We start from the raw sequence: 22,202 nt of genomic DNA, 5'->3' as shown, positions 1-22,202 counted from the left end.
ACGGGGTTCTGACGAACAGCGCCGGGTAAGGTGGTGTCATTCATTCAGGAGCAAGCCCAATGATGCTGAAAACCCTGCTGTCAGGCGCTGCCATGGTCGTCGCCCTCAACGCTCAGGCCGCCCCTGCATTGCCGCGGCATGCGGAGCTGGATCTGACCACGGCGCGGCAATTGGCCGATGCCACCCTCGCGCACTGCACCGGCGCTTTCAGCGTGCTGGACCGGGGTGGTAACGCACTGGTGACCATGCGACCTGAAAGTGTCGGGCCGCACAACTTATTGGCCAGCCAGCGCAAAGCCTACACCGCGCTGTCCACCAAAACCCCGACCCGGCTGTTTGCCGAGCGGGCGCGCACCAACCCCGAAGCCTCTAACCTCAATTCCATCCCGGAGTTGCTGCTGTTGGGCGGCGGTGTCCCGCTGTTTGCCGGCAATGAACTGGTAGGAGCGTTGGGCGTGGCCGGTGCCGGTGGGGCCGAGCAGGACGAGGCGTGTGCAATCAAAGCCGCTCACGCCGTTGGCCTGACGATTGAGCGTTAATTGTTATTAATTGGAGGATGACCGATGAAATCTTTACGTATGACGATGGCCGCTTTGAGCCTCAGCGCGGTGTCCAGCCTGGCACTGGCCGCAGGCAACCCTTTGAGCGTGCATGTGTTGAACCTCGAGAACGGCTTGCCGTCGCCGGGTGTCAACGTGACGCTGGAGCAGCACGTTGGTGAAAGCTGGAAGCCGCTGGCGCAAGGCGTGACCAACGAACAAGGGCGTATCAGCGAGCTGTTCCCGGCCAAAAAAGCCATCGAAACCGGCGAGTACCGCGTCGTGTTCAAGACCGGCGACTACTTCAAAAAAGCCGGACGTGACACCTTCTTCCCTGAGATTCCGGTGATTTTCGACGTGAAAAACGTCGATCAGCACTACCACATCCCGCTGCTGCTGAGCCCGTACGGCTTCTCGACTTACCGCGGCTCCTAGGCCTTGTAGCCCTAAAGGCAGGCCCCTTGCTGGCGTCAGTTATCCACAGCGCTGCGCCAGCAGCATCAGGTTACGCGGGGTGAGGTGGCTGTCGCAGAATGCGCCCAGTTGCACGTCATAGCCGCGCTCACTCAAGAACAACGCCCGGTCCAGCACCAGCCACAACTCCAGCGGGCGCCTAAATAAGCCGCGCACCAATTCCAGGTTGCGTACCTGTGCCAGCCGCTGCCATCCCGCCTTTTCCAGTGCAGTCCAGTCTTCGACGCCGGTTGTGGATAAGTTTTTCAGCGCCGCCAACGCCTCGCAATACACAGAAAATGGCTTGCTCAGCCACGTGCTCGGCAATGACGGTGTGGATAAGTACTCGTCACATTGCCGCGCCTGACGCTGCCACAAATCAAACCCCAAACGCCGCGCCATCGACTCATCACGCTGGCGGCGTACGCGGCTGCCTGCGGTAACGGTCTCGCTCAGGGGCAGGCTCAAGTCTTCCCGGGACAGCAACAGGGTCGAAGCGCGGGCGGCTGTGGATAACGGTTGATAGCTGGGGGTGCTGATGCGGTTGTAACAGCAGGGTGAAAGCGCCAGTTGTCCACAGCCTGCGGCGCTCGCCAGTTGCAACAGCCGCACATGCAGGTCGCCACAGGCATGCAGCGCCACCGGGGTCATGTCGGCCGTCAACTGTGCGGCGGCCTCGGCCGTGAGCACGTCTTGTTGCACGTGGCGGGCATCGAGGTGGTGACGCTGGCTGAGCAAGTGCCCGGACTCAATCAGCGCCGGGTCGTATTCCAGGCACGTCAATTGCTGCCCTGAGCTGAGCAGACGGCGGCCCAAATGGCCTTTACCTGCGCACCAGTCCAGCCAATGAGTGGGGGCGTTTTGAAACGTCAGGCACTGGGCGAAGGCGTCGATTTGCTGCCATTTACGCCCTGGCACGTCGACCTGCAAACGCGGCAATGCTGGCCTGAACGCCTGCGTCGGCAAGGACGTGACGGCGCTCAAGGCGTGCGACATCGCAGCCAGCACCGGGAACGGCGCGGGGGCGGGCAACGCGTGAGGTTGGTTGTGGCTGTCTTCGGCGTCCTGTAACGAACGCTGGCGCAGCCACTGCGCCAGTTCGGGGTGTTGCGCTTCCCACGGCAGATTCAGTTGCGTGAATGGACGCGGGCGCCACAGGTGTTGATGTTGGCTGAGGAAGGTGTCCAGTGCGCGGAAGCGGGCGAGCAACGACTCACCCCGCAACACGTCCGGCTTAACGGCCCTGGCAGGCATCGACGCGCAACCAGCGCTCCAGCAGTTTGAAACCCTGAATCAGCACAAACGACATCACCAGATAGATCACACCGGCAATCAGGAACATGTCCACCGTCTGGTACGTGCGAGCAATGATGGTGCGGGTCATGCCGGTCAGTTCCAGCAGGGTCACGGTACTCGCCAGCGAACTGGCCTTGAGCATCAGGATCACTTCGTTGCTGTAGGCAGGCAGGCCGATGCGTGCGGCGCGGGGCAGGACAATGTGGATCAGGGTCTTGAAACGCGACATGCCCAACGCACGGGCAGCTTCGATTTCACCCGGCGGGATGGCCTGAATCGCGCCCCGCAGGATCTCGGCAATGTACGCCGCCGTGTGCAGGGTCATGGTGATGATCGCGCACCAGAACGGGCTGCGCAGGTATGGCCACAACACACTGTCGCGCACGGCTTCAAACTGCCCGAGGCCGTAATACACCAGAAACAGCTGGATCAGCAGTGGCGTGCCGCGGAAGAAAAAGATGTACGCGTAAGGCAGCGAGCGCACGTACCACAGCTTGGACGAACGGGCGATGCCCAGCGGGATGGCGACGATCAGCCCGGCGATGACCGACAGTGCGGTCAATTCGAGGGTCAGGGTCGCGCCCTGAATCAGCTTGGGCAGCCACTTGATGAAGAGTTCCCAGATCATTACGTTCTCCTCACAAAGCCGCGCGCTGCGCGTTTTTCAAGCACATGCATCGTACCCATGGCCAGAACCGTCAGGCCCAGGTACATCACTGCAGCCACCATGTAGAAGGTGAACGGATGTTTGGCGAAGGTCACGGCGTTTTGAGCCTGACGCATGATTTCTTCCAGGCCGATCACCGACACCAGCGCAGTGTCTTTCATCAGGATCATGAACAGGTTGCCCAGTCCGGGCAGGGCGATCCGCCACATTTGCGGCAAGACCAGCCGGGTGAAAATCCGTGGTTTGGTCAAACCCAGCGCCAGACCCGCCTCGCGGTGGCCTTTCGGGATGGCCAGAATGGCGCCGCGAAACACTTCAGTGGCATACGCGCCGAAGCACAGGCCCAACGCGATGACACCTGCCGCGAAGGCGCTGAGGGTCAGGTCGGGCATGCCGATGAACTCGCCCAGCGCGCGCACGGCATTCACGCTGCCGAAATAAATCAGCAGCACCCACAAGAGCTCTGGCACGCCGCGTACCAGCGTCGAATATGTGCCGCCCAGCCAGCGAACAGGCTTGTATGGGGAGGTTTTGGCCAATGCGCCGAGCAAACCCAGCACCAGGCCCAGGCACAGCGCCGTGAGTGCCAGTTTGACGGTCATCAGCGCGCCAGCGGCAAGCGCCGGGCCGAATCCGTATAAGTCGATAGTCATAAATAGGCAGGCTTTGCTAGGGACCGGCGCAGCCTTGCGGCGCGCCGGTCAGGCAGGTCATTCAATGCTGAATGGGAAATACTTGTTGTTGATCTTCTTGTAGGTGCCGTCTTCTTTGATTTCTTTGAGGGCAAGGTTCAACTTGGTGCGCAGGTCGGTTTCGCCTTTGCGCAGCGCAATGCCGACTTTGTCGTCTTCGTTGATCGGCTCGCCTTTGAACTCATAGTCTTTGCCTGCCGGGTCATCTTTCAACCAGCCATAAATCGCGTACTTATCGGCCAGCAGCCCATCTACCCGGCCAGAGGACAGGTCGAGGTAAGCGTTTTCCTGGGTGTCATAGAGCGAGATGTCGCCGCCGATGTTGTCTTCCAGCCAGGTCGCGGCCTGTGTCGCACGCTGGGTGCCGAGTTGTTTGCTTTTGAGCGAGTCGATGTCAGTTTTGAACTCGACACCCTTTTTTGCCACGAACTGCTGCTTGTTGGAGTAGTACGGGTCGGTGAAATCCACAGCGTTTTTGCGTTCGTCGGTGATCGACAGCGACGAAACGATGAAGTCGAACTTTTTGGCATTCAGGGCAGGAATGATGCCATCCCAGTCCGAGGTCACCACCTCGCACTCGGCCTTCATTTTTGCACACAGCGCGTCGGCAATATCTTTGTCAAATCCGACGATCTTGCCGCTTTGGTCTTTGGAGTTGAACGGAGGGTAAGCCCCTTCGATCCCGACTTTGTACTTATCCACAGCCAAGGCGTTCGCACTGAACACCAGCGTGGCGGCAGCGGCCAGAAGAAACTTTTTATAGTTCTGCATTCGTGTTGCTCCGTTAGCGGTTGCTGGACATGAATTGTTTGCAGCGCGCTGAAACCGGGTTATCGAAAACCTGTTCAGGCGACCCTTGCTCTTCGATCAGACCCTGGTGCAAAAACACGACTTCGGTGGACACCTGGCGGGCAAACCCCATCTCGTGGGTGACCAGCAGCATCGTGCGGCCTTCTTCAGCGAGTGCGCGGATCACACTTAGTACTTCCTGGACCATTTCCGGGTCAAGTGCCGATGTCGGTTCGTCGAACAGAATCACCTTGGGCTGCATGGCCAGCGTGCGCGCAATCGCGGCACGTTGTTGCTGGCCGCCGGACAGCTCGGAGGGGTAGGCGTGGCGTTTATCAGCGATGCCGACCTTGGCCAGCAACGCTTCGGCCACTTCGATGGCCTCGGCTTTGCTTTGCCCCAGTACCCGGCGTGGCGCCTCGATGATGTTGTCGAGGATGCTCATGTGCGGCCACAGGTTGAAGTTTTGAAACACAAAACCCAGTTCGCTGCGCATGCGGTTGATTTGCTTGCCATCGGCAGCAACCAGTTCGCCATTCTTGGCCTTTTTAAGCGTGAGCTCTTCACCGGCCACGATGATCTGGCCTTCGTGAGGGTTTTCCAACAGGTTGATACAGCGCAGCAGCGTGGATTTGCCGGAACCGGAAGAACCCAGGATCGAGATCACGTCGCCGTCGCGTGCGGTCAGCGAGATACCTTTGAGTACCTCAAGCTCGCCGTAGCGTTTGTGCAAATTGCGGATTTCAAGCGCGGGCGTGGCCAAAGCCATGTGCGGTCCTCATTGTGTTCGGGTGCGATCCTGCTGTTGGGCGGCCGTCCTGGCGATGGCCAAGCTAGCATAGGGCTATAAGCGCCACCAACTGCTACACGGGCACAAAAAAGCATACCGGTGGCCGTTGGTCGCATTGCGACAGCAGACTGTCGCGTTGACAACAACCGAGCCGGTGTTTTGCCCTTGAACCAGACAGGTATCGCGTAAAAAAGGTCGCGATGGTGCCAGTTTTGGCCACTCGTTGGAAGCACGAACCTACTAAAGGTCGAAGATGCGCACCGGATTTGGGCTCATGGAGCGCAAATGGGTAATGTTGGTGCGTTTGGGTGGGATGTAACTGAGTGTTACGGTAACAATGACATCCAAAGCCTTGCGCTAAAGCGACTGCGATTTTTTCGAAGTGCCTTTGCAGCCCGCAGAAAACGGCACTTTGTCACATTTTGGCTCACTTATTGCGTCAAGGATTCTAAACGCCTGTGTTTGTTACTTTTTACGAAAGTCAACGCAGGTGCTCGGAATGGCTTCAATCAAAGGTAGTCGCAATGAGCAATACGCAATCCTCTAACCATCTGGAACAAGGGCTCAAGCCACGGCATGTGACCATGCTGTCGATTGCCGGCGTCATCGGCGCCGGCCTGTTTGTGGGCTCCGGTCACGCCATTGCGCAGGCTGGCCCTGCCGTGCTGCTGGCCTACGCCGCCGCCGGTACGCTGGTTGTGCTGGTGATGCGCATGCTGGCCGAAATGGCTGTGGCCTCACCCGATACCGGCTCGTTCTCCACCTACGCCGACCGTGCCATTGGTCACTGGGCCGGTTTCACCATCGGTTGGTTGTACTGGTGGTTCTGGGTCTTGGTGATTCCGCTGGAGGCCAACGCGGCCGCCACCATTCTCCACGCGTGGTTCCCGGACACGGCGATCTGGGTGTTTACCCTGGTCATCACCTTATTGCTGACCGCCACCAACCTGTTCAGCGTGAAGAACTACGGCGAGTTCGAGTTCTGGTTCGCGCTGGTGAAAGTGCTGGCGATCATTGGCTTCATTATTTTGGGTGTATTGGCGATCTTTGGCCTTTTACCCAACAGCCAAGTCAGCGGCGTTTCCCATCTGGTCGACACCGTTGGCTTCATGCCCAACGGCATGGGCGCGGTACTGGCCGCCATGCTGACCACCATGTTCTCGTTCATGGGCACTGAAATCGTCACCATCGCGGCGGCGGAATCCAAAGACCCGAGCAAGCAAATCACCAAGGCCACCAACTCGGTGATCTGGCGCATTGGCCTGTTCTACCTCGTGTCGATCTTTCTGGTTGTAGCGCTGGTGCCGTGGAACGACCCGAGCCTGGCGCAGGTTGGTTCGTACCAGACCGTACTGGATCGCATGGGCATCCCGAACGCCAAGCTGATCGTCGATATCGTGGTGCTGATTGCCGTGACCAGTTGCCTGAACTCGGCGCTCTACACCTCGTCGCGCATGTTGTTCTCGCTGAGCAACCGCGGTGACGCCCCGGCTGTGGCCAAGCGTACCAATACCAGCGGTACGCCTTACTGGGCTGTGATGATGTCCACTGGTGCTGCGTTTCTGGCGGTGTTCGCCAACTATGTGGCGCCGTCGGCGGTGTTCGAATTCCTGCTCGCCAGCTCCGGCGCTATCGCCTTGTTGGTGTACTTGGTGATTGCTGTTTCGCAACTGCGCATGCGTCAGAAGCGCACCGCTCAGGGCGAAAAAATTGCGTTCAAGATGTGGCTGTTTCCGGGCCTGACGTGGGCGGTGATTGTGTTCATCGTGGCAATTTTGACCGTCATGCTGTTTCAAGAAGCGCATCAGGTCGAGATCATCGCCACCGGCTTGCTGAGCCTCTTTGTGGTTACGGCGGGCCTGCTGGTCGCCCGTCGTCGTCGAATTGAAAGAATGGGGGCACCGGTATTCAACTGACGCCAGGACGGCTCAAGCGGTTGAGTTCCACCCGGACCGCCATCGAAACGGATGGCGGTCTTTTTTTTGCCTTCAATAACGCCCTCCGCCACGACCGTTGATCACTATCTGCGGGGTATTTCTCACTCTGTGGGAATGCTATTTCAGCTAATGGGAAACTCCGTGCACCATGCGATCAAGAGCATGGGGCCGACAATGAACAACAACACGCCAACAGATCGCTTGCTGCACATCCTCGTCACGCTGGGGCAATCCGGCGAGGCCATCTCTGCCCGCGAGCTGTCTGCGCAACTGGGTCAGCCACTGAGCAGCACCTACCGCCACCTCAAAACCTTGCTGCGTTGGGGGCTGGCCGAAGAAAACGGACAGGGCCGCTACCTGCCGGGCCCGGCCTGTTTGCAGTTGGCAAAAAAATTCGACCGCGAGGCGGTACTGGTCACGCTGGCCAAGCCCGAACTCAAACGGCTGGCCGACCTGAGCCAGGAAAGCGTGGCGCTGATGGTGCCCAGCAACGGTCAGGCGATCTGCATCGAATTGGTCGACAGCCCGCAACCTTTGCGCTGCTGCTACCAAAAAGGCCTCGCCCAGCCGCTGTTGGTGGGCGCTTCGGCACGTGTGCTGTTGGCACACATGGACCCGGCTCACAGCCTGGCCTTACTGCACGGCCAGGGCGTCGACGAGGCGGCGTGCGCAGATTACCGGCGCAGCTTTAAGCAGATCCGCGCTCAGGGTTACGCCGTGAGCCTCAGTGAAATCGACGACGGCATCTGGGGCGTCAGCGCCCCCTTGATCGACAGCCGCGAGCGCCTGCAAGGCGCCATCAGCCTCATGGCCCCAGCCTTTCGTGCCCAGCAACGCAGTGAGCGCCTGATCCGTTGGACGCAGGACGTCGCGCTGCGCTTAAGCGCTCGCCTGGATTGAATGTAATGGGAGTTTTCGCATGACCGTTGTACCTGACATGTCCCTGTGGACAGGCCGTATTGACGCCGCCGAAGGGCAGGGTGCCCTGCGCTGGCATCAATGGATCAAGCCGCTGTTGCCGAATGTGCCTGCGGGCGCGGCGCTCATTGGTCTGGCCAGTGATGAGGGCGTCAAACGCAATCAAGGCCGCACAGGCGCGCGTCTGGGGCCACCGGCCTTGCGTTCGGCGCTGGCCAATCTGGCGTGGCACGGCAGCGCGCCGTTGTATGACGCCGGGGACGTAGCCTGTGTGGGCAGCGACCTCGAAGGCGCACAACACGCTTACGCGGCGCAGGTCAGTGAGCTGCTGGCCCAAGGGCATTTGCCACTGGGACTGGGGGGTGGGCATGAAATCGCCTTCGCCAGTTTCAGCGGGCTTGCCGATTACCTGCGCATGCAAACCCCCGCACCGCGCATTGGCATTCTCAATTTTGATGCGCACTTTGACTTGCGCCACGCCGAGCAAAGCAGCTCCGGCACACCCTTCCGGCAAATCGCCGAGTACTGCCAGCGCGCCAACATGCCGTTTGCGTATTGCTGCCTGGGCGTCAGCCAGTTGAACAACACCCAGGCCCTGTTCGAACAGGCCGAACGGCTGAACGTGCGTTACCGCCTCGACCGGCACATGAACAGTTGGGACATGCCCGCACTGGAAACCGCGCTGGATGACTTCCTGGAGGGTGTGGATCACCTCTACATGACGATTTGCCTGGACGTGTTGCCTGCCAGCCAGGCGCCGGGCGTGAGCGCCCCGTCGGCGCACGGCGTCGACCTGAACATCGTCGAGCACCTGGTGCGGCGCGCCAAGGCCAGCGGCAAAGTGCGCATGGCCGACATTGCTGAGCTCAACCCCGGCCTCGACATCGACCACAGAACCGCCCGCATCGGCGCGCGGCTGCTGGCCAGCCTGATTAATTAAGTTTTCCCCTCGTTCCTGAACCCGCTTGTTGAATCATAAAAAAAAGAGAAATTCGCCATGCTGACATTCCAACTGGATGCGCTGAGCACCCTCGCTCTCGCGTTGCTCCTGCTGGGCCTGGGTGCCCAACTGAAAAAACACAGTTACTGGCTGCGCCAACTCTGCGTCCCCGCGCCGGTGATCGGGGGCTTCGGCTTTGCCTTGCTGATTTGGCTGTTGCGCGATCGGCAACTGCTCGACCTGACCCTCGACACCAGCCTGCAAACCCCCTTGATGGTCGCGTTCTTTACCACCGTCGGGTTGGGCGGCAGCCTGGGCTTGTTACGCAAGGGCGGCAAGCTGCTGTTCATCTACCTCGGTGCGTGCTGGGGGTTGGCGCTGGTGCAAAACGTGGTCGGCGTGAGCGTGGCCAAGGCGCTGGGCATCGATCCGTTGCTGGGCATCATGGCGGGCGCGGTTTCGCTGGAAGGCGGGTTTGGCGCGGCAGCGGCCTTTGGCCCGATTGCCGAAAACCTGGGTGCCGTGGGGGCGACCACCGCAGCACTCGCGGCGGCTACCTTCGGCATGGTGGCGGGCGGCTTGCTCGGCAGCCCGTTGGCGCGCTGGTTGATCGAGCGCAACAAACTGAGTGTCAAAGCGGAAGACGCGGGCTCGCTTAAGGCGTTTGAAGGTGCGGTCCACACACCGCCTGCGGCGTTGGACGCAGCTACGCTACTGCGCCTGCTGACCTGCATCGTGGTGATCATGGTGGTGGGCTTCTGGCTGGGCGGTAGCTTGCAGCAACACTTGGGCATCGTGTTGCCGAGCTACGTGGGCGCCATGTTTGTCGCGATCGTGCTGCGCAACCTCAACGACCGTACCCAGGCGGTAGAACTGCCCGACCATGCGGTCAGCACCATCGGTGATGTCAGCCTGGGCATGTTCCTGACCATGGCCATGATGAGTCTCAAGTTCTGGGAGCTGGAACAGCTCGGTATGCCGTTGCTGGTGATTCTGGTGGTGCAAGTGGTGATCATGTTGCTGCTGTGCATCTTTGTGCTGTTTCGCCTGTTTGGCGGCAACTACGACGCCGCTGTGTTGTGCGCAGGTTTCATGGGGCACGGGCTGGGTGCCACGCCCAATGCCGTGGCCAACATGGGCGCAATCTGCGATCACTACAAAGTGTTTTCGTACAAAGCGTTCATCATCGTGCCGTTGTGTGGCGCGGTCTTGATCGACATCGTGGCGATCCCGATGATCACCTGGTTCATCAACGCGTTTGCCTGAGCCGGTCAATAGGCTGGCGAGGTACGAGGCGGCCGATCGCGTCGCAATCGATCACAGCCCCGAACCCCGGCAGCGACTGCCGCAGTGATGCCAACCCGTAGACGGGGCGTTGTCAGGCGAGTTTCGGCACGGTAAAGCGAAACTCGCTGCCTTCGCCCGGCTTGCTCTCGGCCAGCAACTGGCCGCCGTGGGCCTTGATGATGCCTTGGGAGATGTAGAGCCCCAACCCCGTGCCGGCGGCATTGCCCTCTTTGGCCGTCCAGTAGCGCTCGAAAATGTGCGGCAACTGCTCAGGTGCAATGCCTTTGCCGGAGTCGCGCACGCTGAACACGATTTCATCGCCATTGGACATGGCCGCTACGCCGATCTTGCCATCTGCCGGGGTGAACTTGATCGCATTGCCGATCAGGTTCGAGAGCACCTGGAACAGGCGTTCCGGGTCGGCGTGGATCTTCAGGTCGGGCTCAGCGTTGAAGGTCAGTTCTACCGACTTGTCCAGCGCCAAGGGTGCCAGCAACGAGAACGCTTCCTCAAAAATCTGGGTCACGTCCAGCGGCTGCGGGTTGATGGTGTAGCGCCCGGCTTCGATCTTGGAAGTGTCCAGCAAGTCTTCCAGCAACACGTTCATGCGGCTGCTGGCTTGTTGCATGGTGTCGATGGCCGAGGTGATGCGGCGTGAGGTGTGCGGGCCGTCGCTGCTGAAGGCTTTTTGCATCATGCCGCAGAGCATCGAGATGATGGTCATGGGGCTGCGCAAGTCGTGGGAGACCACCGCCACCAGTTCATCGCGGGCACGCACCGCCTGTTGTTCACGCAGTACTTGGCGGGCGAGATCGTTCTCCAGGGCCGAACGGCGCAGATCGTTGGCCGCGAACAGGTCGCCGTGGCTCCATTTGCTGGAGATACCGTCCATCTCGACTTTCCACAGCTCGAATGAGGTGCGCGGGCTCAGACGCAGGCCGGTGGCGCTGGCCTCAAGGTTGAGGGGTTTATTCGGGTCGCCGCTCCACGGGATGCTTTCCTTCACCTCTTTGCGAAACCACAGCACGGCATTGTCGACCGGCTTGGGCAGGGTCATGGCCAGCAGGCCGCTGGCGATGTCTTTGTAGTCCGCGGCGGGCGGGTAAAGCGTGGACAAGCTGTGGCTGGAGAGCACCGAATCGCCTGACGCCTTGAACCATTGGTACAGCGCACGGATTTCATCAGGTTGCGGGCACTCGCCGTAACGGTGCAGCACCTTGTCTTCCATAATCGCCACGCCGCTGGCGCCCGTGAGTGACATCAGCAATTGAGGGGTTGCGGCCAGGCCGTCAAAGACATTCTCCTGACTGTTGACCATGGCAGTGTTGAGCTGCACCAGCGCGTCCATTTTGGCTTCGCGCTGGCGGCTGATTTCCAGGGTTTGCAGCGCACTGATTTGCAGCGACAGCACTTGGCCGATGGTCTGGCAGGCCATGCGCAGTTCGTGGGGCACGTGCAGCGGCTGGCGATGGCCGCAACTGATCAGGCCCCACAACCGCTCGCCGTCCATCAGCGAGATGCTCATTGACGACAGCACGCCCATGTTTTTCATGTACTGGCAGTGAATAGGCGACACGCTGCGCAGCACGGCGCCGCTCAGGTCCAGCGCTTCGCCGGTGTCGGGGCGCAGGCGTGGCACCAGTTCGACCGGCTGGTAGTCGGCGTTCGGAATGATCCGCAGCCAATGCGTGCGATACAGCTCGCGGGCTTGCTCCGGGATATCGGAGGCCGGGAAGAACATGCCGTTAAACAGCTCCATCGACGGTGCTGACGCTTCTGCGATGACTTGGCCGTGGCCTTCCTCCTGAAAACGGTAAATCAGCACGCGGTCGTAGCCGGTGAGGGCCTGGATTTCCTGGACGCAAATTTCGTACAGAGCGGGCAAGGTTTTGGCCGCTTGCAAGCGTTGCAGCATGCGGCTCAGGTTGCGCACTTTGTCCATCGTGCTTTGGATCTGTACCGCGTCGGGCTTCAATTCCAGCTCAAGCACCAACACGCCGCCTTCGCGGTGCAACAGGCCTTCGTACTGAATGCCCTGCAGTTCCAGCTCCAGCGGCGGCACGTCCACTTGGGCGGCAAACACGGCCGCATTCTTGACGGCGCTAGCCGCTTCGGGGCCCGTCAGCATGGCCAGCGGCTCGCCCAGTAGCGCCTGAGCGCTCAGGCCAAACAAGCGCTGTACGTTGTCGCTGATTTGCTGGATGTGCAGGTCAGGCTCAGACAACGTCAGCAGCAAGCCGTGGGGCTGAATGGCGCCCGGGTAGCGGATAGGTTCATCGGCGCAATTGACCAGCAGGGCTTCAAACGCCTCAGTGTCGAGTGGATTCATAGCAAAACCTCCTGGCGTTCGAGCCACTGCTCGAAACAGCTAAACGTTGAACAGGCAGCCTGTGCGGCTTCGCTTCGCCCTGTGGCATCGAGCGGCACACTGCCCAAAAATTCCAGAAATGCTTTCCAGTGCTGGCCGGTGTCTTCGCCATACACAAACAGGAAAGCGCCGCCGGTATCGGCATCAAGGCCCAACTGCTCAGCCACCCTCTTACGCAGCACATTGCCACCCAGGGTGGCGCCTTCGAGCACATACAAAACGCCCAACGTGGCGGCTTCACTGCGCAAGTCAGGCAGGTGCGGGCAGCGGGGCAGGGCTTGGGTGTCAATGCCCAGTGCTGACAGGTCCTGCGCCAAGGCAGGGGTCTTGAGTCGCGCATGCAGGTCAAAGCCTGCCGGGATGAACGCACTGCGCATCAGCCGGTCTTCCAGCGCCTCATAAAACCCGAAATACGCACCCAGCAAGCGTGTGTAACGTTCGAGGTCGAGCGTGTCTGAAAAAAACGGTAAACGCTGCTCCAGCGCAACGTGCAGGGTGTGCGTACCGGCGCGCAGATCATTCAGGACGCTGGGCGCAGCAGGGGAAGGTTGGACTGGTGGCATGCCGTGTAACAGGGCTCTCTGCGTGCGCAATAAATAGACGTTCATGACTTTTTGAAGCCATGGCGTGAAAAAAGTGCAATTAATCTGTCAGGTCGTGAAGGAAAAGTCTGGCAGATTGATAGCACTTTGTGCGAGCCCAAGGGCTCAACACTGGATCGACGGTACGATCGAACACGTCATTTTATGGCCCCCGTGACTGCGAGGATTCACCATGCTCGAACTGCGCCCCAATTGTGAATGCTGTGATTGCGATTTGCCGCCGGATGCGTCACATGCACGTATCTGTTCATTCGAGTGCACCTTCTGCGCCGCGTGCTCAGAACAAAAACTGGGCGGGCTGTGCCCCAACTGCGGCGGCGAACTGCTGGCCCGTCCGCGTCGCCCGGCCAGTAAGCTCACCGATAACCCGGCCTCCACGGTGCGGGTGAACACGCCTGAAGGCTGTTAATTAAACGCTGTAGCGAGGAAAACGTTTGATGTGGGTAGCAAGTGCGATTTTCGTCTTCACGATTGTGTTGGTCATCTGGCAGCCCCGCGGTTTGGGTGTGGGCTGGAGCGCGTCGATGGGGGCGGTGTTGGCGCTGATCTTTGGCGTGGTGCACGTGAGCGACATCCCTTTGGTGTGGTCAATTATCTGGAACGCCACCGGCACGTTTGTCGCGCTGATTATTATCAGCCTGTTGCTGGATGAAGCGGGGTTCTTTGCCTGGGCGGCGTTGCATGTGGCGCGGTGGGGGCAGGGCAGTGGCAAACGGCTATTCGCCTTCATGGTATTGCTCGGCGCGCTGGTCTCGGCGCTGTTTGCCAATGATGGTGCGGCGCTGATCCTGACCCCGATTGTGGTTGCCATGCTGCTGGCGCTGCGCTTCTCGCCAGCGGCGACCCTGGCGTTTGTAATGGGCGCGGGGTTCATCGCAGACACCGCCAGTTTGCCCCTGGTGGTGTCGAACCTGGTGAACATCGTGTCGGCCGACTTCTTCAAAATCGGCTTCAACCAATACGCAGCGGTCATGGTGCCGGTCAACCTGGTGAGCGTGGCGGCGACGCTGGGCATGCTGCTGTGGTTCTTTCGCCGCGATATTCCGGCGCGCTATGACCCCGCCGAACTGGATTCCCCGGCCAGCGCTATTCACGACCGCGCCACGTTTATCGCCGGTTGGTGGGTGCTGGCTATTCTGCTGGCAGGGTGTTTTGCGCTGGAGCCGCTGGGCATCCCCATCAGTGCCATCTCGGCGTTATGCGCGGCGTTACTGCTGTTGATCGCGGCTCGCGGGCACAAGATTTCAACCCGCAAAGTGCTCAAGGAAGCACCTTGGCAGATTGTGATTTTTTCCCTGGGCATGTACCTGGTGGTTTATGGCTTGCGCAATGCCGGGCTGACCAACGTACTGGCCGGCTGGCTCGATGCATTCGCCGCGCATGGCGTGTGGGGCGCCACACTCGGCACGGGGCTGCTGACGGCGTTGCTGTCGTCGATCATGAACAACTTGCCGACCGTACTGATCGGCGCGCTGTCTATCGACGCCAGCAGCGCCACGGGCGTGATCAAGGAGGCCATGGTGTACGCCAACGTCATCGGCAGCGATTTGGGCCCCAAAATCACCCCGATTGGCAGCCTGGCCACGTTGTTGTGGCTGCACGTGCTGGCGCGCAAGGGGATCCGCATCACGTGGGGGTATTACTTCAGGGTCGGCATTGTGCTGACCGTGCCCGTGTTGCTGATTACCTTGGCAGCGCTTGCTGTTCGGTTGGGTGGCTGAGGGCGGTCAGTGCGCGTTACGGGCGCTATGTTCGGCCAGCAGGCGCGAGGCTTCAACGTAAGCAGACTGGAAGGCCGGGGTTTCGACCCAGGCCAGTGCGGCGTCTTCGTCGTCACCGTGCACGGTCATGCGGAAGGCAATCAACAGGCCCATCAGAAAATCGGTGGCGTCTTCTTCCTCTTCCTCTGAAATCACCAGCTCCAGCACCGGGTATTGCAGGAACACGCTGCACATGGCTTGCAGCCCGCTGGTTTCGGCGGCTTTCATGGCCTGGAACAGGTCGTCGAAATCTGAAGGTTCGAAGCCGTTTTCCTTGATGTCCTGGAAGTCGAAGGTGCTGAGGTCGATCTTCACGTCATCGAACGGATGATCGATCTGGGCAGAAGCCGAAGCGTTCGCTGGCTTGCCCATACGATTCTGTTTGGCTTTGGACTTGGCCCGCTGCGCGTGCTTGTGCTGTTTCTTTGGCGTTGCCATGAACGCGTGTCCTGTGGAGGCTGAGGAGAGGATTGAACTCCATCTCTTCGCAATCGCCAAGCGAAGTGGCTGGTTATCCTTGTTCTATCTCCCCTTCACCCGTGTAAAGCGCGGTCAGAAACGGGCCAGATGCCCCAAAACCTTCCGACCAAATCGGTAGGCCTGATAGACGACTTTTTATAACTTTTGAGAGTTTTCCTACGGATAAGCCAAACATTGTGAAGTAGCGTCCTGTCGCACTTAGGCGGCGAACACGGATCGTCAATTTGCGCAGGGGATGTTATGGCGGTTAAGAATATCTTCCCGAATACCCTGGGATGTAATGGGATAGATGGCAACAGGCGACATGCCGAGGCGACAGAGGCCGCACAGGCCGCTTGGGACAGAACACTGGCGGCGAATGCACGGAACGAGCGGGCAGCTGACGCACGTAGGCGTTCGATCAAGACGCCGGATGAAGTGGCCTCGCGCGGATGCGTCTTTGCCAAGAGTTGCACGCTGCCATACGGGACCATCAACTACATCAGTCCCGGCGGAGCCATCCCCACCGATCCGGTTAGCCAATATGGCGAGTTTGCCTTGCTGGGCGGCCGTGAAACGGATGTACAAGGAAACATTCCCCTTAAGAAAATCAGCGGCTCCGTACCCTCGTCACTGGGAACACTTCTCTTAGGGGGCGTTGCTACTGGCACCGCAGGCGGTGTGTCTTGTGGTGGTTTGTGTACGGCTGGTGCTGTGGCGTCCGGGACCACCACGGGTGTTGCTGCTGGTACTTTGGCGGGCGTTGTTGCATTGCTGTGGCCATCCAGCTTGGGCGACAGCAGCCTATATACCGAAGAACAGCTCCAGACGCTTAAAGAGGGACGTACACGTGTTCGCCTGCACGTTGAGCAGCAGGCCGATGGCACCTTGAAAGGTTACGGGTACAACACCCAGAAGCGCCGTGACTGGGAAATGATTCCCGTGGTGCAGTTCGTTGCCCAAGGCTCCCGGCAAGTGGCTGACTTGGGCGATGGCGTAACCCTGATATGGACACCCGCCGCTGACCCGTCCAACACCTTAGGTATTCCAGCGTTAGAAAGCGCTCCAAAGGCGCCACAGATTTGGATTTATCCGCCCACCGAACAGGCGGATAACATTATCGTCAGTCCGATTTACCCGGATGCTTACAACGATTTCATTCTGGTGTTCCCGGCTGATTCTGGTGTGCAGCCGTTGTACATCGTAGTGAGTGCTCGCCACTCAACAGGCGCTGTCACTGGCCAAGGACAAGACGTGTCCGGCATCTGGCTTGCTGGCGCTGGCGCTGGCGCAGGACTTGGCTCACCGATACCAACGAGAATTGCCGATCAGTTACGGGGACAGACATTTAAGCATTTTGATGATTTCAGGGCTGCACTCTGGACTGCCATAGGCAATGATCCCGAACTACTGAGTCAGTTCAACGCCACTAACCAAGGCTGGCTAGCGAAAGGCAATTCACCGTTTGCACCGAAAGCAGAACGCAACGGCGGGAACGGTCGTTACGAGATACACCACATCGAACACATTCAACATGGTGGCGCTATTTACGATATTGATAACCTCTGCGTAGCCACGCCAAAGCGTCACGTTGAAATTCATAAGGAAGACAGGCAGGCATCATGAAAAACACATTCAGCGAATACACAGAAAGCGAATTCGAAGCCCTGCTACAGCGCATCATTAACCACGATGGCACGGAGCTGGAAGTAGACAAGATGGTGTTTCTGTTCGAAGAAGTGAGCGAGCATCCTGCCGGGTCCGACCTGATTTTCTACCCAGAAGACGGCGCTGATGATTCGGCATCAGGCATCACTCAGGCGGTGAAAGAGTGGCGGGCGGCTCAGGGTTTGCCGGGATTCAAGGACAATTGATTTCCCTTCGCCAGTCTCATTGTTGTGCATAGCTGTGATGCCCGGTGAGAGAGTGTGAACATCGCTTACCGTCAACGGTGAAATGACTTCAGACGTCCACTGAATACGCCGTTGCTGCTCGGGGAAGCGCGGGCGTTGAAGCTTGCGGATTAAGAATTCTCAAGGAATCCGGTTGAGGAGTCGTAACGGGTTTAGCAAGCCTTTTCCAAGCCACTGGTGACGCTGCTCGTGTATTGGCGGGCGTGGTTGCATTGCTGTGGCCATCCAGCTTGGGCGACAGCCGCCTATATACAGAAGAACAGCTCTAGACGCTTAAAGAGAGACGTAAAAGTGTTCGCGAACACGTTGAGCAGCAGGCCGATGGCACCTTGAAGGGGTACGGTTACAACACCCAGAAGCGCCGCGACTGGGAAATGATTCCCGTGGTGCAGTTCGTTGCCCAAGGTTCCCGGCAAGTGGCTGACTTGGGTGATGGCGTAACCAAGCAAGCCGAAGCAGTCGAAAACGATGATCGTACTGACTTGCACTTGCTGCGCTGCCAGAAGGTAAGCGAGCACCCGGCAGGGCCAGACTTGATCTGCTCCCCGGAGCTGGGGGCGGATAATGGCCCATGGTTTCGCATCTCGCGCACCACGTGACGTGTAATCGTGCGGACTGAAAGGCGATCGGGAGGGTTCAGAGGCCCTGTGGCGTGCCAGGGGGAGCGAACGGGTTGCGTTGTGGCGGACTGTATGGCCGACGCCTCAGCGTGTCTGAGGGAGGCTCTCAAGTTGAAAGCTGGATTCAGATTAAAACTATTCAGTGCTGGGGCTGGCACCGAAAGTCAGTTGGACGGCTTTCAATCCCACGCCTAAAGCGCCTTGGTCCAGAAATGGTCCGGCAACCATAAAATCGCAGGCAATAAAAAACCCCCAAGGACACATGGTTCCTTGGGGGTTTCTCGGTATTTTGGTGCCCAGAGACGGAATCGAACCGCCGACACGGGGATTTTCAATCCCCTGCTCTACCGACTGAGCTATCTGGGCAACGGGGCGCATTAGAAGCTTTTTTCGATAATCCGTCAAACACTTTTTTGAAAAATATTTAATTATTACCGTCGCTTACAGACCAAACCCTTTAAAACCGGGGTTTACTCGCTCGGCGGGACATAGCCTTCTGCTTTTGCGTATTCTTCGCCGCTGAAGAACTTGTCCATCTCGCCTTGCAGATATTTGCGGTCTTCGGCGTTCATCATGTTCAAACGCTTTTCGTTGATCAGCAGGGTTTGGTGTTTTTGCCAGTCGGCCCAGGCCTTGGCCGAGACGTGGTCGAAAATGTCCTGACCCTTGGCGCCCGGAAAGGGGGCGCGTTCCAGCGCGGGCAATTCTTCTTTGTACTTGCGGCACATGATGGTGCGGGTCATGACGACTCTCCTGCGTTCAATAGGTCGGCTGCATGTTTGAGCAGTTTTTTGACCGGGGCCGCCAGGCCCAGGCGCGGCGGGGTGGCGAGGTTATACCAGAGCCAGTCAGCCTCGGCCACGTGATGGCCGGACTCCTTGACGTGGATCAGCCACGGCTCGATGGCCAGCTGGAAATGGCTGAACGTGTGCGTCAGGCCGGGCATGGGTTGTTGCGTGCCTACCTTGAGCGCGTGTTGCAGCGCCAGGTGCTCGATGTCCTTGAGGTCGTCGAGTTCAGGCAGGCTCCACAAGCCGCCCCACAGTCCCGTTGAAGGACGACGATAGAGCAAAATTGCACCTTCGCCATTGGCCAGCATCGGCATCAATGTGCGTTTTTGCGGCAGCGCTTTGCGTGGCTTGGGGATCGGGTAGCGTGTCTCAAGGCCCAGCATGTGAGCTTCACAACTGGTTTCAAGCGGGCACAGCAGGCAGCTCGGCTTGCTGCGCGTGCAGAGCGTGGCGCCCATGTCCATCATCGCCTGGGTGTAGGCGTTGACGCGGTCGTGAGGGGTGAAGCGTTCGGCGGTGGCCCACAGCTGTTTGGCCACTTTGGGCTCGCCCGGATACCCTTCTTGTGCGGTGTAGCGGGCCAGCACGCGTTTGACGTTGCCGTCGAGGATCGGTGCGCGCAGGCCCATGCTGATACTGGCGATCGCCCCCGCAGTGGATAACCCGATGCCGGGCAGCTCCACCAGTTTCTCGACGTCCCGGGGGAACTCGCCGCCGTATTGTTCGACGACGATCTTTGCGGTTTTTTGCAGGTTGCGGGCGCGGGTGTAGTAGCCCAGCCCTGTCCACAGGTGCAGCACTTCATCTTCGGGAGCGGCGGCCAGCGCTTCGACCGTCGGCAATGACGCCATGAACCGGTCGAAGTAGTTCAGCACGGTGCTGACCTGGGTTTGCTGCAACATGATTTCCGAGACCCACACCCGGTAAGGGGTGATGCCCTGTTGCCAGGGCAGGTCATGGCGGCCGTGGCGGTCGAACCACTCGAGCACCACGGTTGCGAACTGCTCATCTCTCATCGCTTGAACAGCCCCTTGAGGGCTTCTTTGAGTTCCGGGCTGACTTTGTCGCCGAGTTTCTCTTCAAGCTTTTCGCTGATTTTATTGCCCGCCACTTTGGCTGCGACTTTACCCAAGCCTTCCTTGTCCAGGCGGCAGGCCTTGGCGCCTAGCTCCAGCGGGCCACGGCAGCGCAAAGGCAGCTCGACACCGACGAAGTTTTTACCGACCTGGCACGCCGGGTCAGGCATGGCGCCCTTGTCACCCTCAATGGTGATGCCGATGCGGTAATCCATGCCCAGTACGCGCAGGTCAATGTCGCCATCGCCTTTGACGCTCATGCCGGGGATACGCACGATCATGTCCGGGTTGCTGGCCACGCCGTTTCGGAACACCAGGCTGCCTTTGAGCTCCTTGAACGGCGTGTCTTTGCCGCGTGGCGCGCCGCTCAGGGTTTTGCGATTGAGGATGGCGATGCCCTGGCACAGTTGCTGCTCAAGGTTGGCGTTAAGCAGCACGCCGTCGTTGAGCACGAAATTGGCGGTACCGTTGAGGCTTTCAATCAGTGCGTTCTGGCTGTTGCCGCTGCCAGTGACGTTGCTGTTGAGGGTTAACAGGCCGTTGATTGGCGGTTTTTGACCCTGGCTTTGCAGGATTTTTTCCACCGGCACGTTGTTGATTTGGGTTTGCAGGTTCACCAGCGGCAGCATCGGCCGCACATCAAGGCTGCCGTTGGCAGCAAAGTTGCCTTTGTACAGATCGCCACGCAGGGTTTCGAGGGTCAGCAGGCCGTCTTTACTGTTGGCTTTAAGGGCTGCGCGCTGGATCGGCAATTGACTCACAGTCAGTTGACCGAAACTGATGTCGGCAGTCAGGTCCAGCGCCTTGAGGCGAGTGATCGGGATCAGCTTGGCAGTGCTCCAGCCGCTTTTGGTCGGCGCGGCAGGCAATGGCGTGTCGCCCGAAGCGGCCAGTGCGCCAGCCTCGCTCGATTGTACTTCGGCCTGGCGTGCGGCTGTGGCGCTGGCGGCTTCTGCAGTTTTTGGCGGCAGGTAGCGATCAGCGTCAAACGTGTCGCCTTTGAGCTGGATGCGCAGGGCCTGTTTGGCGAAGTCGTCGACGGCGATGCGACCGGTGAAGGTGCTGTCGTCGACTTTCAGGTTCAGCTCATCGAAGGTCACGCTGGTGGGCGTGCCGGACAGGCGGCTGACCATTTCGACTTTGCTCAGGCTGCCCGGCGCCATAGGCGGTAACGGGTGGCCGATGCTGTCGAGGAATTTGGCCAGGTCAAGTTGGGCAACCGACAGGCCGCCGCTGATCTGCGGGGTGGTGTCCAGGCTGTGGGCCTTGAGTTCACCCAGCGCACGCAGCTGGTTGGCGGAAATCTTCAAACTGCTCCATTCAGCGACGTTCGCAGCCAGATCGACCAATAATTGGCCTTGCGCGGCGTAAGTCACGGTTTTGCCTTGCAGTGGCTCGCCCGAGGCTTCGCCCGTGACTCTCATGTCTTCGAACTGGTAGCGCTTGAGGACGCGGTCAAAGCGCAGCTTGCCGTCGACCTCGGTCTTGACCCGCATAACGGGCTGGTTGGTGCCCAGAAACGCGGTCAATTTGACCGGGGTGCTGGTGGCTTCATGAATCGGGCCGGTGCTCAGCTGGATGCTTTCTGCGCTGAACTGCTTGCCGTTTTGCTCGTCGTTGTACTCAACCCGAGCGTTGTTCACGGTCAAGCTGTCGATGTCGAGCTTGATCGGCTGGCTGGCGGTGTCGGATTTGGCAGTCGGCGCGGGCTCTGCAGGCTGTGCCGGGGTTTGGGCGCTGGCGGTGGCCGGTGCGGGCTGGCCGATGTCTTGCCAGTTGCCGTGACCGGCTTTGTCGCGGGTCAGGCGCAGGTTCAGGCCTTCAACCCGTACGTCGCTCATTTGCACTTCTTTGCGCAGCAGCGGCAGCACGCGAACGGACAGGCCAAGCATTTGCAGATCAGCGAACGGTTTGTTCGGTGCGGCGAGGGTGGCCACGCTGGCGTCGTGCAGTTCAAGGCCGAGCCAGGGGAAGAGGCTCCAGCCAATGTCGCCATTGAGAGTCAGCTCAATGTGGGCTTTGTCACGGGCTATCTGGCGGATCTCGTCTTTGTAGTCATTGGGATCAAACAAATGGCTCAAGGCAAAGCCAAGAGCCACGATGATCAGCAACAATCCGAGAAGCACCAGACCCAGGATTTTGCCGAACGCTTTCATGGGCAGGTCCTTGTAAGTCTGTGTGAAGGTCAGTTTTAAATTTAGCCGCAGAGTATAGCGCCACGCGTCGGCTGCCTGTGGCCAGATGCGACTTGTGTCGGATGCAGAGGCGGGAAACCGGTGAGGTACGGTTTAGACACCTGTTGAGT

General features: G+C 59.5%; 22 protein-coding genes, 1 tRNA gene and 1 pseudogene. 12 read left to right on the top strand and 12 right to left on the bottom strand.

Annotated features, from left to right (window positions below):
* The first annotated feature begins 59 nt into the window (after positions 1-59).
* Positions 60-539, top strand: a complete 480-nt coding sequence (locus HBN61_RS12950; protein ID WP_094993221.1) for a GlcG/HbpS family heme-binding protein — start codon at positions 60-62, stop codon at positions 537-539.
* Positions 540-563: 24 nt separating this feature from the next.
* Positions 564-974 carry a hydroxyisourate hydrolase gene (gene uraH, locus HBN61_RS12945; RefSeq protein ID WP_170046913.1) on the top strand — a complete coding sequence of 137 codons (411 nt, stop codon included), beginning with the start codon at positions 564-566 and terminating at the stop codon, positions 972-974.
* Between the two features lie 39 nt (positions 975-1,013).
* On the opposite strand, the gene HBN61_RS12940 is transcribed toward uraH, so the two are convergent.
* Genes HBN61_RS12940 through HBN61_RS12920 form a run of 5 tightly spaced genes read right to left on the bottom strand, consistent with a single transcriptional unit; the run spans position 1,014 to position 5,205 of the window.
* The gene (locus tag HBN61_RS12940) at positions 1,014-2,246 is read right to left on the bottom strand and encodes a methyltransferase (RefSeq protein ID WP_170046912.1); all 1,233 of its coding nucleotides are present in this window, start codon (positions 2,244-2,246) and stop codon (positions 1,014-1,016) included.
* A complete protein-coding gene (locus HBN61_RS12935) occupies positions 2,227-2,916 on the bottom strand; it encodes an ABC transporter permease (protein WP_170046911.1) in 690 nt (229 codons plus the stop codon). Before HBN61_RS12935 ends, HBN61_RS12940 begins: the two co-directional genes overlap by 20 nt.
* Entirely contained in the window at positions 2,916-3,608 is a 693-nt protein-coding gene (locus HBN61_RS12930; protein WP_094993217.1) for an ABC transporter permease, read from the bottom strand. Before HBN61_RS12930 ends, HBN61_RS12935 begins: the two co-directional genes overlap by 1 nt.
* Before the next feature lie 57 nt (positions 3,609-3,665).
* Positions 3,666-4,418, bottom strand: coding sequence for a transporter substrate-binding domain-containing protein (locus HBN61_RS12925; RefSeq protein WP_094993216.1), 753 nt, complete (start codon positions 4,416-4,418; stop codon positions 3,666-3,668).
* A 13-nt stretch (positions 4,419-4,431) separates the two neighbouring features.
* A complete protein-coding gene (locus HBN61_RS12920) occupies positions 4,432-5,205 on the bottom strand; it encodes an ABC transporter ATP-binding protein (protein ID WP_169964573.1) in 774 nt (257 codons plus the stop codon).
* 545 nt (positions 5,206-5,750) lie between these two features.
* Between HBN61_RS12920 and gabP the strand changes: the two genes are divergently transcribed.
* The 4 genes from gabP (at position 5,751) to gltS (ending at position 10,287) form a co-directional block, all read left to right on the top strand.
* Positions 5,751-7,142: a GABA permease gene (gene gabP, locus HBN61_RS12915; protein WP_170046910.1), complete on the top strand. Its 1,392-nt coding sequence runs from the start codon at positions 5,751-5,753 to the stop codon at positions 7,140-7,142.
* Between the two features lie 195 nt (positions 7,143-7,337).
* Positions 7,338-8,063 carry an IclR family transcriptional regulator gene (locus HBN61_RS12910; protein ID WP_170046909.1) on the top strand — a complete coding sequence of 242 codons (726 nt, stop codon included), beginning with the start codon at positions 7,338-7,340 and terminating at the stop codon, positions 8,061-8,063.
* Between the two features lie 19 nt (positions 8,064-8,082).
* Positions 8,083-9,021, top strand: coding sequence for a formimidoylglutamase (gene hutG, locus HBN61_RS12905; RefSeq protein ID WP_094993212.1), 939 nt, complete (start codon positions 8,083-8,085; stop codon positions 9,019-9,021).
* A gap of 57 nt (positions 9,022-9,078) precedes the next feature.
* Positions 9,079-10,287 carry a sodium/glutamate symporter gene (gene gltS / locus HBN61_RS12900; RefSeq protein ID WP_094993211.1) on the top strand — a complete coding sequence of 403 codons (1,209 nt, stop codon included), beginning with the start codon at positions 9,079-9,081 and terminating at the stop codon, positions 10,285-10,287.
* Between the two features lie 112 nt (positions 10,288-10,399).
* Here the strand turns inward: gltS and HBN61_RS12895 are convergent, their stop codons facing one another.
* Positions 10,400-12,637 (bottom strand): ATP-binding protein, encoded by a 2,238-nt coding sequence (locus tag HBN61_RS12895; protein WP_094993210.1) that lies wholly within the window; start codon positions 12,635-12,637, stop codon positions 10,400-10,402.
* Positions 12,634-13,239: a biliverdin-producing heme oxygenase gene (locus HBN61_RS12890; RefSeq protein ID WP_094993302.1), complete on the bottom strand. Its 606-nt coding sequence runs from the start codon at positions 13,237-13,239 to the stop codon at positions 12,634-12,636. The genes HBN61_RS12895 and HBN61_RS12890 overlap by 4 nt, the downstream gene beginning before the upstream one ends.
* 211 nt (positions 13,240-13,450) lie before the next feature.
* Between HBN61_RS12890 and HBN61_RS12885 the strand changes: the two genes are divergently transcribed.
* Both HBN61_RS12885 and arsB read left to right on the top strand, forming a co-directional pair.
* Complete coding sequence (locus HBN61_RS12885) at positions 13,451-13,687, top strand: DUF1272 domain-containing protein (protein WP_094993209.1); 237 nt, start codon at positions 13,451-13,453, stop codon at positions 13,685-13,687.
* Between the two features lie 28 nt (positions 13,688-13,715).
* Complete coding sequence (arsB, locus tag HBN61_RS12880; protein WP_169964568.1) at positions 13,716-14,999, top strand: arsenic transporter; 1,284 nt, start codon at positions 13,716-13,718, stop codon at positions 14,997-14,999.
* Positions 15,000-15,005: 6 nt separating this feature from the next.
* On the opposite strand, the gene HBN61_RS12875 is transcribed toward arsB, so the two are convergent.
* The gene (locus HBN61_RS12875) at positions 15,006-15,476 is read right to left on the bottom strand and encodes a hypothetical protein (RefSeq protein WP_094993207.1); all 471 of its coding nucleotides are present in this window, start codon (positions 15,474-15,476) and stop codon (positions 15,006-15,008) included.
* Between the two features lie 282 nt (positions 15,477-15,758).
* Here HBN61_RS12875 and HBN61_RS12870 point away from each other — a divergent pair, with 282 nt between their 5' ends.
* The 4 genes and pseudogenes from HBN61_RS12870 to HBN61_RS22840 all read left to right on the top strand — a co-directional run bounded on the left by HBN61_RS12870 (position 15,759) and on the right by HBN61_RS22840 (position 18,009).
* Entirely contained in the window at positions 15,759-17,123 is a 1,365-nt protein-coding gene (locus HBN61_RS12870) for a pyocin-S2/colicin E7-DNase domain-containing protein (protein WP_170046908.1), read from the top strand.
* Positions 17,120-17,371 (top strand): bacteriocin immunity protein, encoded by a 252-nt coding sequence (locus HBN61_RS12865; RefSeq protein ID WP_170046907.1) that lies wholly within the window; start codon positions 17,120-17,122, stop codon positions 17,369-17,371. Before HBN61_RS12870 ends, HBN61_RS12865 begins: the two co-directional genes overlap by 4 nt.
* 215 nt (positions 17,372-17,586) lie before the next feature.
* Positions 17,587-17,853, top strand: a pseudogene (locus HBN61_RS12860) (S-type pyocin domain-containing protein); the annotation flags it as partial.
* Entirely contained in the window at positions 17,827-18,009 is a 183-nt protein-coding gene (locus HBN61_RS22840; RefSeq protein ID WP_346266459.1) for a hypothetical protein, read from the top strand. The pseudogene HBN61_RS12860 and the gene HBN61_RS22840, both read left to right, overlap by 27 nt.
* A gap of 311 nt (positions 18,010-18,320) precedes the next feature.
* On the opposite strand, the gene HBN61_RS12855 is transcribed toward HBN61_RS22840, so the two are convergent.
* The 4 genes from HBN61_RS12855 to HBN61_RS12840 form a co-directional block, all read right to left on the bottom strand.
* Positions 18,321-18,396, bottom strand: a tRNA-Phe gene (locus HBN61_RS12855).
* 104 nt (positions 18,397-18,500) lie between these two features.
* Positions 18,501-18,773, bottom strand: coding sequence for an oxidative damage protection protein (locus HBN61_RS12850; RefSeq protein WP_047272894.1), 273 nt, complete (start codon positions 18,771-18,773; stop codon positions 18,501-18,503).
* Positions 18,770-19,837 (bottom strand): A/G-specific adenine glycosylase, encoded by a 1,068-nt coding sequence (gene mutY, locus HBN61_RS12845; protein WP_170046906.1) that lies wholly within the window; start codon positions 19,835-19,837, stop codon positions 18,770-18,772. Before mutY ends, HBN61_RS12850 begins: the two co-directional genes overlap by 4 nt.
* Positions 19,834-22,053, bottom strand: a complete 2,220-nt coding sequence (locus HBN61_RS12840; RefSeq protein ID WP_170046905.1) for an AsmA family protein — start codon at positions 22,051-22,053, stop codon at positions 19,834-19,836. The genes mutY and HBN61_RS12840 overlap by 4 nt, the downstream gene beginning before the upstream one ends.
* Positions 22,054-22,202: the final 149 nt, after the last annotated feature.

It is taken from the genome of Pseudomonas sp. WS 5071, assembly GCF_012985765.1.
In the GTDB taxonomy this organism is placed as follows: Bacteria; Pseudomonadota; Gammaproteobacteria; order Pseudomonadales; family Pseudomonadaceae; genus Aquipseudomonas; species Aquipseudomonas lundensis_A.
Note: the sequence above shows the minus strand (reverse complement) of the source record. Positions and strands in the feature narration are given on the sequence as shown.

Bases quoted from the DNA above. Each gene is read 5' to 3' on its own strand.
- HBN61_RS12950 (WP_094993221.1), top strand. From the start codon at position 60: ATGATGCTGAAAACCCTGCTGTCAGGCGCTGCCATGGTCGTCGCCCTC.
- uraH (WP_170046913.1), top strand. From the start codon at position 564: ATGAAATCTTTACGTATGACGATGGCCGCTTTGAGCCTCAGCGCGGTG.
- HBN61_RS12940 (WP_170046912.1), bottom strand. From the start codon at position 2,246: ATGCCTGCCAGGGCCGTTAAGCCGGACGTGTTGCGGGGTGAGTCGTTG.
- HBN61_RS12935 (WP_170046911.1), bottom strand. From the start codon at position 2,916: ATGATCTGGGAACTCTTCATCAAGTGGCTGCCCAAGCTGATTCAGGGC.
- HBN61_RS12930 (WP_094993217.1), bottom strand. From the start codon at position 3,608: ATGACTATCGACTTATACGGATTCGGCCCGGCGCTTGCCGCTGGCGCG.
- HBN61_RS12925 (WP_094993216.1), bottom strand. From the start codon at position 4,418: ATGCAGAACTATAAAAAGTTTCTTCTGGCCGCTGCCGCCACGCTGGTG.
- HBN61_RS12920 (WP_169964573.1), bottom strand. From the start codon at position 5,205: ATGGCTTTGGCCACGCCCGCGCTTGAAATCCGCAATTTGCACAAACGC.
- gabP (WP_170046910.1), top strand. From the start codon at position 5,751: ATGAGCAATACGCAATCCTCTAACCATCTGGAACAAGGGCTCAAGCCA.
- HBN61_RS12910 (WP_170046909.1), top strand. From the start codon at position 7,338: ATGAACAACAACACGCCAACAGATCGCTTGCTGCACATCCTCGTCACG.
- hutG (WP_094993212.1), top strand. From the start codon at position 8,083: ATGACCGTTGTACCTGACATGTCCCTGTGGACAGGCCGTATTGACGCC.
- gltS (WP_094993211.1), top strand. From the start codon at position 9,079: ATGCTGACATTCCAACTGGATGCGCTGAGCACCCTCGCTCTCGCGTTG.
- HBN61_RS12895 (WP_094993210.1), bottom strand. From the start codon at position 12,637: ATGAATCCACTCGACACTGAGGCGTTTGAAGCCCTGCTGGTCAATTGC.
- HBN61_RS12890 (WP_094993302.1), bottom strand. From the start codon at position 13,239: ATGCCACCAGTCCAACCTTCCCCTGCTGCGCCCAGCGTCCTGAATGAT.
- HBN61_RS12885 (WP_094993209.1), top strand. From the start codon at position 13,451: ATGCTCGAACTGCGCCCCAATTGTGAATGCTGTGATTGCGATTTGCCG.
- arsB (WP_169964568.1), top strand. From the start codon at position 13,716: ATGTGGGTAGCAAGTGCGATTTTCGTCTTCACGATTGTGTTGGTCATC.
- HBN61_RS12875 (WP_094993207.1), bottom strand. From the start codon at position 15,476: ATGGCAACGCCAAAGAAACAGCACAAGCACGCGCAGCGGGCCAAGTCC.
- HBN61_RS12870 (WP_170046908.1), top strand. From the start codon at position 15,759: ATGGCGGTTAAGAATATCTTCCCGAATACCCTGGGATGTAATGGGATA.
- HBN61_RS12865 (WP_170046907.1), top strand. From the start codon at position 17,120: ATGAAAAACACATTCAGCGAATACACAGAAAGCGAATTCGAAGCCCTG.
- HBN61_RS12850 (WP_047272894.1), bottom strand. From the start codon at position 18,773: ATGACCCGCACCATCATGTGCCGCAAGTACAAAGAAGAATTGCCCGCG.
- mutY (WP_170046906.1), bottom strand. From the start codon at position 19,837: ATGAGAGATGAGCAGTTCGCAACCGTGGTGCTCGAGTGGTTCGACCGC.
- HBN61_RS12840 (WP_170046905.1), bottom strand. From the start codon at position 22,053: ATGAAAGCGTTCGGCAAAATCCTGGGTCTGGTGCTTCTCGGATTGTTG.